Below are 12,178 nucleotides of genomic sequence, written 5' to 3'. Positions count from 1 at the left end.
GTCTTAGCCTTGACCGAACTCGAGATACTCGCGCGCGTATTTGTAGGTCACCTTCTCACGGTACAAAATGACGCGGTCCGGAAACACCGTCGCGCGCCATTCATTCGGCAAAACCTCGAGCATCAAAATCAACGCTTCACGCATCGTGAGCGGTTGCTCGGGAAGCGTGATTGGCGCGGCCTCGCGAAAATCCACATGACCGACCGTGTGCCGCTTTGGCCTGCCCCGTTCGTTCAGATCAGTCTCATACCGGAAGAGATACGTGAGTCCGTCCTTCAGCGCCAGCGCGAGATCCAGCGCTCCAAGCATCGACCCCAAGGGCAGGAAATCGAGCGGCCGATCGATATCGACCGGGCGCTCTTTATCGAAATCGGCTGGCTCCTGCGCCTCCCGGTTATGACCAGGATCGTTGGAGCCGAACCCGCTGAAATTCCAGCGCAGCGCGCTCGAATCCTTCCGGCGCAATTCGTCGATCAGGATCGCCTCGACGTCGAAGTTTGAGAATACCATGATCCGGACGGCCTTGAACCCGATCGTGGTTGGATCGAGACCGATGCGATCCTGAATCGTGCGAAAATGACGACTGAGACGAGACCGGAAACCGTGGCGCGTGTCCGTTTTCCCGGCATAGACGGGATGACCATTCTCGAAGAGCACATAAGCGCCCTTCGCCAGCTCTGGAACCGCCGCGATCGCCTCCAAGGTCAAGGGCGCGATTTCGGCGCGCTCGATCACGCCCGGCAGTTCGTCACGAAGCACCTTTTCGACGTCGATCTCGTACTCGACATATCCCTTTGGCGCCGCATCGACGACATGAGCGGCGGGCGTGTCGAAGTCTCCCATCAAGCGGCTTTGCGCTTGCTCACGCGTCCCAGTTGCTTGGCGAGCGTGTGGCCGGCGACCATCGCGAGTTCCACTGGCACCGCGTTGCCAAGCTGGCGCATGTTCTCGCTCCAACTGCGCGGGAAAAGATAATCATCCGGAAGCCCCTGCAGCCGGGCGGCCTCCCGAATCGTGAAATAACGGACGCCTCCCGCGTCCGTGACCATCATGTTCTCGCCGCCAGGGACACCATGATCTCCAGCTTTCAGGGCCTTCGCCGGGAGGTCGAGCGGGCTTCCTGTGTGACCTTTGTAAACGCGCGCGCCGGGCTGGAAGACATGATTGTCGATGCCATCGGGTTCGCCCAGTCCGGATAGTGCGTCGCGAACCGTGACCCAGCGCTTTTCTTTCGGAGCGACGTCGCGGGCACGCAGCTTTCTTACGAGCGCGGCGTCCAGCGGCGCGATGTCATCCAGCCGCGACCGCAGTCCGTGCTCGCGCCAATAATCACCCGTCACATGCTGGTCCCACACAAGGCGCTCGCGAGAGTGAGTCGGCCGCAGTTCGCTCGGCGCGATCCCCAGATCAGACCGGAACCCCATGATCAAAACACGGTGTCGCCGTTGTGCCGCTCCGAAATTGGCGGCGTCGACCTGCTGGACAGCGACTTCATAGCGTAGATCGGACCTGCGATCCGGTGTCGCGAGGCCCGCGACGATGGTCGCGAGGTATGGGGCGAATTTCGGTCGCAACAACCCGCGAACATTCTCGAAAAGGAACGCGTCGGGCCTGATCTCGCGAACCGCGCGAATGGCCTGGGGCCACATGTCGCGCGTGTCATCATCTCCCCGATGCTTTCCGCCAATAGAGAAAGGCTGACAGGGCGGACCGCCGGCGACCAACGAGATCCCGGCGTGCTCGCGCCAGTCGATGGAGCGGATATCGGCCTTTTCGATCGGCCAATGCGAAATATGATCTAGATCGCGCGCGGCGTTGTGCTGAATCGTCGCGACGGCGCAGTCATTCCATTCGACCATCCGTTCATGCGTGAAGCCAGCGCGGGCGAGCCCTAGGGCCAGACCGCCGCAGCCCGTGAAAAGCTCGACGCTACGCATGGGTTTTTTGAGTTGATCGCATGGGGGCCTCCTAGGGGCGGAATCGCATTTCAAAGCGCTATGGGCAAGAGGAATATCGCCTTACGCTCAACTTTTGTTCTTTAAACGTTCTGCCTCAGGCCGTGGACCCAATGAGACACGTCTTCGATGATCACACGGTCTTGAAACGCCGCGTAATAGTCACGCACGGTCGCGAAACGATCGCCGAAGCGCCGCTGGAAAAGGCTTCTGACCTTTTCGTCCTTGCTGAGGACGCTCCGCAGCGCTCGGCCGCCGTTGAGGAATTTCAAAGCCTGCGCGGTGCCCAGAAGATACAGGTATTTGCGCTTTGGGGTGTCGCTATCGGCGAGGAGGAAGAAGTCCTTGAACACACCGTTCTGGCGAATGGACTCAGCGCCGCCGCGCCAATTGATGAACTTGAACTCGGCCACCCGCAGATTTGTTTCCAGATCGTATCGCCGTCCCGTGTTGCCGGCGCCCAAGGACACGGACTCGACTTTCTCGCCAGGTTCGAGAATGTGAGGCAAGCACAGCAATATCCCCAGCGCATGGATGGTGACGTTGATCTGTCCCGCCAGCCGCTTCATTTCTCCCGCGGCCGTTAGCAACGCTCCATCCGCCCCGACCTCGGCCAAGAACGCGGGGCAAGTCTCAACTGACACGCCCTCAACATCACGTTCGATACTCGCCAACGTATGGGTGAGGTTTTCTCCGGCGAATAGAGACAGGCGTTTGACCGCGTCAGCGATGGTGTCAGGCAAATCCGTGCTCCTGGCCTGCGCCAACGAACTAGGCGCGTAATCCGTCTGTCGGATAGCGAAATTCATTGCCGAGATCACTGCCGCGAGGCGATAGTGATTTCACGGGCACGCTCCGTTGTTTCGCTCAAGACAGACCGTGGGCGCTTTGATCACTCGGCGACGCGGGAAAGCGGGAAGGTGAATAGTCGCTCCGGCAGATTGGCCTGGCGATGGGAGGGGACTGGGCTTGAGTGCAGAACTATTGCCGCAATGGACGGAGAAGGTCGACAAGCGCGGTCTCGATCCGCTCGGCATGCAGAACAGCGGCGTCGTTCTCTATCAGTCCCTCCTCCCTGGCATCAGCAATGTCACATTACGCATGCGCTATTACGGATACTATTGCTGGGTCAGTGAAACATACGCCCGTCACGGTGCGACCAACGATTTCGAGAGCTGGCGCAATTGGATCCGGCGCGCCGAGGCACTTTACGCTCTGGTGGCGGCGCGAGCCGAGGAAGGAGGCGTAGGGGGCGTTGACTGGGCGAACCGGCGTCTTCAGGCCGGGGGGCGGTCCATTGACTTCGCGGCGGCGGCGTCGACCGACGCGTCGGAAGAGCGCTATCTGCGCCAATCGCTCGGCGTCTTCGGTGGCGCCTATTACACTCAGATGGCCGAGATGGGTCTCTTCACCCAAAACAGGCATGGTATCCAAGTCGCCACCCGAGACTTGGGCCGCCGTGCCGCCGCCCTCTTCGCCGAAGCGATTGGCTCCGACCTCGCCAAGCTTTTGCGCAAAAAGATCGTCGACGCTCAGGTGAGCGTCCGCGAACTCGACCGGCTTGGACCTATCGCGCCGTCGGAAATTGAGGGCGACAGCGACGAGCGCGCCTTCTACGAAACGCTTCTCTTCGCCACCGAGCCCACGCCAATACCGAGTGGGCCAAGCCGCGGCGCCTCCCTTTACCTCATTCTCGAAACGGCCCGTGCCATCGAGGAACGCCCCCGTCCTGACGATGTTCGCTGGCACCTCTTCGATCCACCTCAAATCGCCTTGACTCAGCGCCTCGAGGATCAGCGTCGCCATTGGGAACTTTATCACTGCCAAGATTTGATGCAGGTGGCCTCGGCGGGATTGCTGGCTTGGGCGATCGGTATCCTCCAGGAAGTCGATGCCGGCCGGACCGTGGGCGAGATACGCGCGGAAGTGGTTGAGCGACTGACGGCGCGCGATGACCAGGATCTCACCAGTGCTTGGATCACTTTGCGGAATGGGGTCACGCCAGAGGAATTCGGGTTTCAGGATGCCTGGGACACGCTGACCAGTCGACGCGGGTCGGTGGAGGACAAGGCGGTCCTGGCGATCCGTTTGATGGCGGCTCTGGATCAGCGTGTTCTCACTCGGCCCGATCTCACCGAGACCTTGCTTCGCGATCTCCCGATTCGCGGCGGTGCGCATTCTCTCCGAACTGAACTGGAGTGGCTTCGAAAGGGGGAAGCCTTGCCGGTCATCGAGCGGATCGGCGATTACATCGTCGAACGGGTGGTCCGGCGCCACAGTTGGGTCGCGATGCAAAAGCTTCGGCGCCAGCGGGATTACACTTTCCTTTTCGAAACACGGGACGGCCGACTGGTTTATCTAAGCGGCTATCAACCCGTGCCCACCACGCCGCGACTAGCCCCAGCGATCCAGTTTCTGGAGGATATCCATCTGGTGGACGAAGACGGCCTGACGCGGGGCGGGCTGCAAGTTCTGGAGGCCGCGCTGTGAAGCTTCCGGAGCGACTTGCCCGTCGGCGAGGGCGACCATTTCACAGCGCCTTTGTCACGAGCTTCGCCGTGGAGTTTTCGGCCGTCGAGGAGATCCTCCTTCCTCAACTTCTCGCGAGCGGTGCGACGAACCTGCTGTTGTTCGCCGACGAACGCATGACGGCGATGTCGCTATCTGACGGATCGGCGCTGCCCAAAGGGCTAGGCCGAGATTACGCGTTCCACAGCCCGCCCGCGACGGAGGGGATTTTTCATCCAAAGATCATTCTGCAACTCGGCAGAGACGGGGGACGCGCGTTCATCAGCTCGGCCAACGCGACCGCAGCGGGTCTCGCCGGCAATGCGGAAGTCGTGCTTGAGATCCCGTGCGATGATGAGGATACACCTGAGCGAGATATCGTTCGTTCGGTCTGGCGCTATCTGAACAGCCTTGTTTCAACCGAGACATCTCCCGCGCGAGATTCGCTGCGGTGGGCGAGTGAGCGTTCGCCCTGGCTCGAGGGTCCCGCGACAGCACCGCTTCGCGATCTGGAGGATGGTTCGGCGATCGCGTTCCTTCACGCGCCTGGCGGCTTGGCGATCACCGATCAGTTCGTCGCATTGGTGGGAGAGGCGAAGGTCCAGAAGTTGATTGTGATCAGTCCATATTGGGACGCAAATCTCACCGCGCTGTCGGACCTGTCTCGACGCCTGTCACCAAAACGGATCATTCTGCCAATCGACAGCAGGCGACATGAATTTCCGGTTGATGCCACGTTCGCCAAGACGCCCACGATCGTCGAGCTCGACTGGCCAGCTAGACGCTTCACCCATGCCAAGATCATGGTCGCGATGACCAGTCGGCATGATCATGTCTTGGTCGGAAGCGCGAACTGCACGACTGCGGCCTTGGGCCGGCCAGGGCGACCGGGAAACAACGCTGAAGCCTGCATCTACCGACGTTTGCCGCGAGGCGCAGCCACGCGGGCCTTGGAGCTGGATCGATGGATCGATGCCGACCCGATACCGCTCGCCGACCTCGATCCGCCGGAAGCCGCGCCGCAAATTCCGCTCAAGGCCTTCGATGCATGTAGGCCCGGGAAGTTCGAGCTGGATAACGGAGTGCTCTCCTGGCGTCCCCCGAGCCATCGCGTCGAGGAGGGCGAGGTTCACTTGCTCGATCACGTCGGGTTGCCACTGGCGATCATTCCCAGCGGGACGTTCGAGCGCAACGGTGATGTTCGGACGGTTTTGGTTGATCGCCCCGTCCAAGGCAGGCTCACGTTCGCCCGGGTGGTGTGGGGCGAAACGGTCTCGACAACGACCTATGTGTCGCACCGTCAGGTGCTACGAGAGCGCCGAAAGGAAGTGGCGACTGGCGGCGTGGCGCGGGCTCTCGCGGCCTTTACCGACGGGTCCGACTTTGACCTATGGATGCACCAGGCGTTCGAAACGCTCGTCCGCGCCGATTTCTCGCAAGAGGAGGCCGAGACGAAGCTAACGGCTGCCCGCCCTCGGCCCCGCAGGAGCGAGGCGGTCGCCGATCAGCCTTTGGCATTGAGCTATGAGGAGTTCACGGAGGCCAGACCCGGTGCGAACCACGCCGGCAACCATGGGGGTAATAGCCTCGCCGGAACCTATGGTGATAGCGTCCGAGCGTTCCTCAACCTGTTGTCGGGACGGGACGGAGCACCGGTCGAAGTCGAGGAGGATGATGGCTGGCTCGACGTCGACGACGAGAGCGATGAGACCGACCAAGAATTGACAGCCGCCGCCTCTGAGGCCAGCCAGCCCAGTGCGGAGCTCATCATAGCCCCGCCGGTGGATGCGCGCCTATATGAGCGCCATGTCCTCGCATACGCCGAAGGACTCGAAGAGGATGAGGAACCGCTTGGATCGAGCGATGTGCTGCGCTTGCGGTTCTGGATTCTATTTCTGCTATACAAGGCGCGATGCCAGGATTTGCCTCAAGGTCTGGAATGCTCCAGCGAAACGCGTTCTTGGCCGCGGTTCCTGGTTCGAATCCTCGTCGCCTTCTTCTGCGGCCGTTCACCGGCGATCACGCGCCTGATGGTGGCGCGTGAGTATACCGCGATGCCACTCGATTTTCTGGAGTGCTGGGTGACGATCCTTTGGGCGTTGGATGTGATTGAATCGCACATCCCGAACAACCGTAAGAATCAGCAGTTCCTGAAATATATCCCGCAATTGCGTCGTCGGATTGTCGCGTTATTAGGTCTTACGCCGACCGAGCTTGTTGGAGAGGCGGCCTCAGATGTGCGCGATGGGCTCGACCGTTCGATCGGATTGCGGCTCGGGCTCGCTCCGGCAGTCGCGCTGTGAAGCCGTCGACTCCCCCTGACGCGCATTTCGTGACCGGAGTTTGTCCGGATACAAGCGGTGAGAAGTCAGGTGCCGGGCCGTAGACCTGTGAAAACGGCATGCATGGAGACATTCCGAAGAGAGGAACGCCCTTTTAGCCTGTCTCTTCGCCGCACGCTTGTCCGGAAAATGTCCGGTTGGATCTTATGACGCGAAGGGAAGCGTGGCTCACGCGCAATGTTGTGTCTGGAAAATGTCCGAACAAGCCCCTCGGTCCGCGATCGAACAACGACGTTCTACCGAACGCAGCGGCTCTCAATATGCGGGCGATGTCCGAAGAGAGTCCGGAAAAACACTAATCCTCTCTGCGCCGGTAAACCGTCGATCGACCCGCACCCTCACGGCGCAGGAAGCGATAGGTTTCGAGCTCGTTCAAATCTCGGCGAGCCTGCCGATCGGATACATCGGGAGCGAAGCGATCCCGATACTCGCCAAGCGTTAATGTCGCGCCGGCTTCGACAGAATCGACAAAGTTCCGCTGACGGTCATTGAGCAGCTCGGCGCGCGCTTGCTCTCTGCCTAGCGCGGCATGAAGGGTGAGAAGAACACCGCCATGCGCCTGAGCCCATTCGGGAGGGCGCGCGCCAATCTCTTTGCAGGCTTCCGCGAGCCGCTGACCGCCCCGCCCCACCTGGTCCATGAGCCGCCGCAAATAAAAGGCGCGGGCGATATCCGGATTGGTGGGGACAGACGGGTGCTTGCGAGGCAAATCCTCGGGGCGGATGCCTTCGGGCAATCGTCCGCTATTCCAGATCTCGATCCGGGACGGAAAGACCGAGATGCGGACGCTGCCGGAATAAGAACTATAATCGCGGTGGGCGAGCGCGTTGACGACGCCTTCGCGCAGGGCGAAGCGGGCATATCCCGGCAGGTCTTCCCGTTCGATCTCACCTGATTTGAAGCTGGCGCCGATCGGGTTGTATCGCATGAGCGCTTCGATGATCGCATCGGCGATTTCCAGAAGCGGCCCTTGGAACCACCGTAAGTCCAGATAATCATCGCTCGTCTCGTCCCGCTCGAAAACCACAAGCTGGACACGCGCTTGCGGGTGTCTTGTCGTCGGGTCCGTCGCGAACAGCACATCCGCACCCTGGGTGAAACCGCCCGGGCGCGTAAGCGCGAGACGATCGAGAACCTCGGTCGCCGCCTCGTCGCCGCCAAAATCAAATCGATTGGATCGCCGTGCCTCGTCACGCAGCCGGAGAATCTGGGACTCGCTCAGATCAGCCACGGTCAAGGAGGGAGATAGGCGACGCTCCCAGCGCTCTGGCTCGTTAGCCTGTTCCGCGAATAGCGCGCGAAGCGCGGGCGCATCGGCGGCAATGGTCTTTGCGCCCTTGCGAAGCCACACTCCCCCGCCAGTGACGTAAGGTCGATCCGAGCCGGAAGGTACTTCCAGCACAATCACGCTCACGTCATCGATGGCTTCGATCGCGACCGAGAAAAGTCCTGGTGGGCTGACGATCGTCCCCAATTTTCGTTGAAGCGTCCCTGCTGCCGCCTCCGGCTCGGGGATGCCGCGCGCGTATCCCTTGTCGTCAACGCCGCAGATGATCGTTCCGCCGGAATCGGAATTCAGAAAGGCGGAAACGTGCCTCGCGATGCGCTCGACAGAATGGATGTCGCTGACAAACTCCATAAACGGGCCTTCTCCGCCCTTCAGACGCTCAAGGAGGATTGAATCGCTCATTCTGCTTTCCCTTCAGCGTCGCTATCGAGAACTCCTTTAACGACTGGCGCCGCAGCGGCTTCTGCGTTGCCGCCCCCTTTCGCTTTGCTCGTGGTTCCTGCGGCGTTACGCTTCGCTCGATCTTCCAGCATCGCCTCAATGCGTTTCGGCTCACCAAACTGCGTCGCGAGATAGGTGAGCACATCTTTATCGTTCACATAGGGCTGAACCCAATTACCGGTTCGATCGGCGATGACCTTCACGTCCTCGCGGGTCGCGGCCTCGAGCATGTCAATGGTTTTGAGATCCTTCAAAATCGCCGGGTTCGCTTTAAGGCTCAGTTTTTTACGCCCGTCCGGGCCTCGCAAACTGACGCCGTCATAGCTGAGGTCGTTGAGAAGGCTTCGAGCCGTCATCACATGCTGATGGCAAACGAACCATCGTGGCTTGTCCAGGCGAATGGCTTCCAAGATCTCCCGGTGGGTGATCGAGAAGCCGTCCTTCTCCTCTTTACCCGAACCATAGGCCGGCGTGATGATGCAGAAAAAGAGGTCACAATCGCCAACCGCCCGCAGACAATTGTCGAAATTGCTTAGGTCTGGATCCACCGGGATCGTCCCCTTCGCCGAAAGCCATGGCGAATATCCAAACGATCGCAATGTCCCCTCGATTTGATCGAGAAGATAAGGGATATCATTGACGGTGGACGAAACCATCAGACGCAACGACTTCAACTCCCCCCACCATCAAACTCTCTGTTCCTTCTAACCGCAATTTTTCAGAAATCGACCGCTGAGTGCAGCCCCAGGGCGGAGCCCACACGGGGGAAAGGGCGAGATCGCAAGGATTTAGCCCTTGATTTGGTCCAACAATGGCGCAGACGCTGCCGGCGCGCCGCACACTCTGGCGAAGCGCTGGGCACCACGCCCAAAACCAATCATGAGATTGCCGGTCCCGAACGACCGCGTCCGAACTGCCAACTGATTCCGTCCGCGCGGATTATCCCGGATGCGGCCTTTCCGATGTTGCGTTCGAGCACATCGCGCCATGGCACTAGCGTGAAATCCCGTGACCGCTCGACCACCGCGTAGCTCCCGCTTTCCAGGTCGAGGCGCTGCGCGATCACGCCCTCGATGCGCTCGCCCATTCGGGCCGGCTCGAACGGCTTGCCTAATCGGTCGGCGAGGCTTGCGGCGGCGCCACGCAATTCGCGTTCGCGCAGCGCCTCGACCGCGCCATCGCGCATTCGAAACGTCCTGCGCACGCCGGTGGCGAGTTGCTGCTCGATCAGCCATTGCCGCCGGGCGGCAAGCGCTGTCCTGACCTCGCGGCCAAAACCGACGTCGCGCGGCGCATGCACTGCACCCTCGATTTCACGGTCGAGCCAGGTCGGGGCATCCCTCGACGGAAGTTCGGCAACAGGCGTGCGGGACAGCACCGACAGCGTCACAGGCCGATCACGCTGCTGACGCTGGGCGAGGGCTTCCGCCTTCGCCAGATGATCATCTGCAATTGTCCAGCTTCCATCCACCAGCCGCTCGGGACCGGCGCCGGCACGCCGCAGCGCCTCCAGCCTGCGGACATGGCTGGTCGCGAATGCTTCGCTGGCATTGGGATCGTGTGCCAAATGCAAGTCGACCGAATAGCGGCCGCCATTGGTGCGGGCGATGGCAGCGACCGTACGATCCGCCTGTATCGCCGACAGCCTTGTGGGCTCGATCCTGACCGTCGCGCCCTCTGGCACGCTGGGCGTCCCGTCGCCTCGTCCGACGTCGATATAATGGACCCGGCCATCGGTGCCATCGATCATCAGGTAATGGCGGTCGCGATGCTCGTCGGAGAATCCACGATGGATCACGCGGCCGATGATCGGTTCGGAGAGCGTCGTCGAGACCACTTGCTCGACCCCAGCGCGGTCAAGCCGGCGTGCGGTTAATTCGCGCTGCATGAGACGGACGATGTCGCCGCGCTCGCCCATCCGGCGCAGCGTATCCTCGAGCCCCTCCGCGAGCCGGTAGCGACCGCCGCCGATGTCCTCGGCCAGGTCCATGGCCTTGAGCTTGCGCAAGCGCCCCGCAGCGACCGATTGCTGGAGCGGATCGTTGTCGGCCGCGGACACCTCGCGCTCGCCGTCCATGCGGCGCAGCAGTCGCCGGTCGATCGCCGTGAGCCGCTCCTGGTCGACATCGTGCCGCAGTCGTGCCTCGATCTCCTGGTCGGTGCGAGGTCCCAGGTCCAGCGTCACCAGTTCGGACGCGCGCTCGCGCAGCCCGTGCGCGATATACTCCCGCGCGATGATGAGATTGTCGCCGCGATCGTCGACGCCGCGCAGGACGATATGGGTGTGCGGGCGCTCCGTGTTGAAATGATCGACCGCCACCCAGTCGAGCCTCGTCCCCAAGTCCTGCTCGACCTGCGTCATCAGCCGCCTGACATAGGGCCTGAGATCGGGATATTGGCCGCCGTCCTCGGCCGAGACGATGAAGCGGAACTGGTGCCGGTCGCCCGCCGTGCGCTTGAGGAAATCGGCGCCGTCGGCGCGGTCGGTTTCCGGGCCGTAGAGCTCGCCCGGCAATCCCTCGCGCGTCACCCCGTCGCGCTGGATATAGCGCATATGCGCGCGGGCGACCTGGCCCGCCTTTCCCTGGAGCCGGATCAGGCTTGCCTTCACCACCGCGCGGCGACCACGGAATCCAGCAAGCCGATCGCGGCTCGACAGCAGGCGCCCCATGCTCGCGCCGCGCCCGATCCGGCTGCCGTCGAATCGGCGCGAGCGCACTCCAGTCTTGGTGCCGGCAAGCCGGGTGGCGGCGAGGATGCGCCCACCATATTTGACGACCTTCTTGCCGTCCTTGCCGCGCTTGCTGCCGAGCCGTGGCTTGAAGTCGTCATCGGGCATCGGGAAACCCCCGAATCTCGCGAATTCGGGAAAGAAACGGCGGATTTCCGCCATTTCTCTCGCCACTGTCTCGCGGCGCACAGCGCCAGTCTCTATAAAAAAGGATGTGCAGACAAAGACTTAAGCAGGGTCGCGAGACACTGCCTTTATCTTGTTTCCCCTCCCTCCCTTCCTCCAGTCCTTCCAGCCCTAAGAAAAGAGGGGAAGCGACGCCGCGCCGACGCCGCTTCTCGCGATTATTTTCGCAGCCTTCAGTGCACATCCAGCATTGCTTCCCGCGCCTACATCGAGCTCTTGAATTCGCGGCACCTCATCATTCCGTATGGTCGCCCGTCGCCATCCACGATCATGGTGGCGCAGAACCACACGCCATTGAGCCGCCCCCAGGCCGCCACCCGATCAAGGTCTGATTCGTTGTCCTCCAGGCTCTCATATTCACCGACCCACCGTTTCTCGACCCGCGCCTCCCAACGAAAATCCGCTTCCTCCGCAGCCAGGAAATGCTGCGCCAGTGCCGCTCCGGCACCGCATCCGAACTCCAGTTCCAGCCCCGCGACCAAAGCGTCCAGCACGTGATCGGACGCCGTTCGGATCTGCTGCATCATGCTCATCTTCACCTCCGTGTTTCCGTTCCCAAGATCGAGAACGGCGTCTTTTCGGCGGGTGGCGAAGCGGCTGTCAGGGCCGCCGAAGCGATAGCGAAGGCGCCGCGAAGCGGACGCGGGGGGAACCGATTTGCGAAGCAAATTGGGGGGCACCCGCGGGCCTTGAGAGCCGCTTCGGCAGCCGTCATGCTGGGACTTAT

The 12,178-nt window shown here is 61.7% G+C and carries 9 protein-coding genes; 2 read left to right on the top strand and 7 right to left on the bottom strand.

All coding sequences use genetic code 11. From position 1 onward, the window contains the following. Positions 1-3: 3 nt before the first annotated feature. The 3 genes from RQX22_RS06700 to RQX22_RS06690 form a co-directional block, all read right to left on the bottom strand. Positions 4-702 (bottom strand): GIY-YIG nuclease family protein, encoded by a 699-nt coding sequence (locus RQX22_RS06700; protein WP_315724862.1) that lies wholly within the window; start codon positions 700-702, stop codon positions 4-6. A 140-nt stretch (positions 703-842) separates the two neighbouring features. Beyond that, on the bottom strand, positions 843-1,991 hold the full coding sequence (locus RQX22_RS06695) for a DNA cytosine methyltransferase (protein WP_315724860.1): 1,149 nt from the start codon (positions 1,989-1,991) through the stop codon (positions 843-845). Positions 1,992-2,038: 47 nt separating this feature from the next. After that, positions 2,039-2,698 carry a hypothetical protein gene (locus tag RQX22_RS06690; protein WP_315724858.1) on the bottom strand — a complete coding sequence of 220 codons (660 nt, stop codon included), beginning with the start codon at positions 2,696-2,698 and terminating at the stop codon, positions 2,039-2,041. Between the two features lie 226 nt (positions 2,699-2,924). Here RQX22_RS06690 and RQX22_RS06685 point away from each other — a divergent pair, with 226 nt between their 5' ends. Both RQX22_RS06685 and RQX22_RS06680 read left to right on the top strand, forming a co-directional pair. Beyond that, positions 2,925-4,445, top strand: a complete 1,521-nt coding sequence (locus tag RQX22_RS06685; protein WP_315724856.1) for a hypothetical protein — start codon at positions 2,925-2,927, stop codon at positions 4,443-4,445. Positions 4,446-4,582: 137 nt separating this feature from the next. Beyond that, the gene (locus RQX22_RS06680; protein ID WP_315724854.1) at positions 4,583-6,766 is read left to right on the top strand and encodes a phospholipase D-like domain-containing protein; all 2,184 of its coding nucleotides are present in this window, start codon (positions 4,583-4,585) and stop codon (positions 6,764-6,766) included. A 334-nt stretch (positions 6,767-7,100) separates the two neighbouring features. On the opposite strand, the gene RQX22_RS06675 is transcribed toward RQX22_RS06680, so the two are convergent. The 4 genes from RQX22_RS06675 to RQX22_RS06660 all read right to left on the bottom strand — a co-directional run bounded on the left by RQX22_RS06675 (position 7,101) and on the right by RQX22_RS06660 (position 11,984). After that, positions 7,101-8,495, bottom strand: coding sequence for an RNA-binding domain-containing protein (locus RQX22_RS06675; protein WP_315724852.1), 1,395 nt, complete (start codon positions 8,493-8,495; stop codon positions 7,101-7,103). Beyond that, positions 8,492-9,190, bottom strand: a complete 699-nt coding sequence (locus tag RQX22_RS06670) for a DUF4062 domain-containing protein (protein WP_315724850.1) — start codon at positions 9,188-9,190, stop codon at positions 8,492-8,494. The genes RQX22_RS06675 and RQX22_RS06670 overlap by 4 nt, the downstream gene beginning before the upstream one ends. A gap of 221 nt (positions 9,191-9,411) precedes the next feature. Next, entirely contained in the window at positions 9,412-11,373 is a 1,962-nt protein-coding gene (gene rlxS, locus RQX22_RS06665) for a relaxase/mobilization nuclease RlxS (RefSeq protein ID WP_315724848.1), read from the bottom strand. Positions 11,374-11,654: 281 nt separating this feature from the next. Beyond that, entirely contained in the window at positions 11,655-11,984 is a 330-nt protein-coding gene (locus RQX22_RS06660; RefSeq protein WP_315724846.1) for a hypothetical protein, read from the bottom strand. Positions 11,985-12,178: the final 194 nt, after the last annotated feature.

The organism is Sphingosinicella rhizophila (genome assembly GCF_032378825.1).
Classification (GTDB): Bacteria; Pseudomonadota; Alphaproteobacteria; order Sphingomonadales; family Sphingomonadaceae; genus Allosphingosinicella; species Allosphingosinicella rhizophila.
This window is presented reverse-complemented; position numbering and strand designations above follow the sequence as displayed.

Bases quoted from the DNA above. Each gene is read 5' to 3' on its own strand.
- RQX22_RS06675 (WP_315724852.1), bottom strand. From the start codon at position 8,495: ATGAGCGATTCAATCCTCCTTGAGCGTCTGAAGGGCGGAGAAGGCCCG.
- RQX22_RS06670 (WP_315724850.1), bottom strand. From the start codon at position 9,190: ATGGTTTCGTCCACCGTCAATGATATCCCTTATCTTCTCGATCAAATC.
- rlxS (WP_315724848.1), bottom strand. From the start codon at position 11,373: ATGCCCGATGACGACTTCAAGCCACGGCTCGGCAGCAAGCGCGGCAAG.
- RQX22_RS06660 (WP_315724846.1), bottom strand. From the start codon at position 11,984: ATGAGCATGATGCAGCAGATCCGAACGGCGTCCGATCACGTGCTGGAC.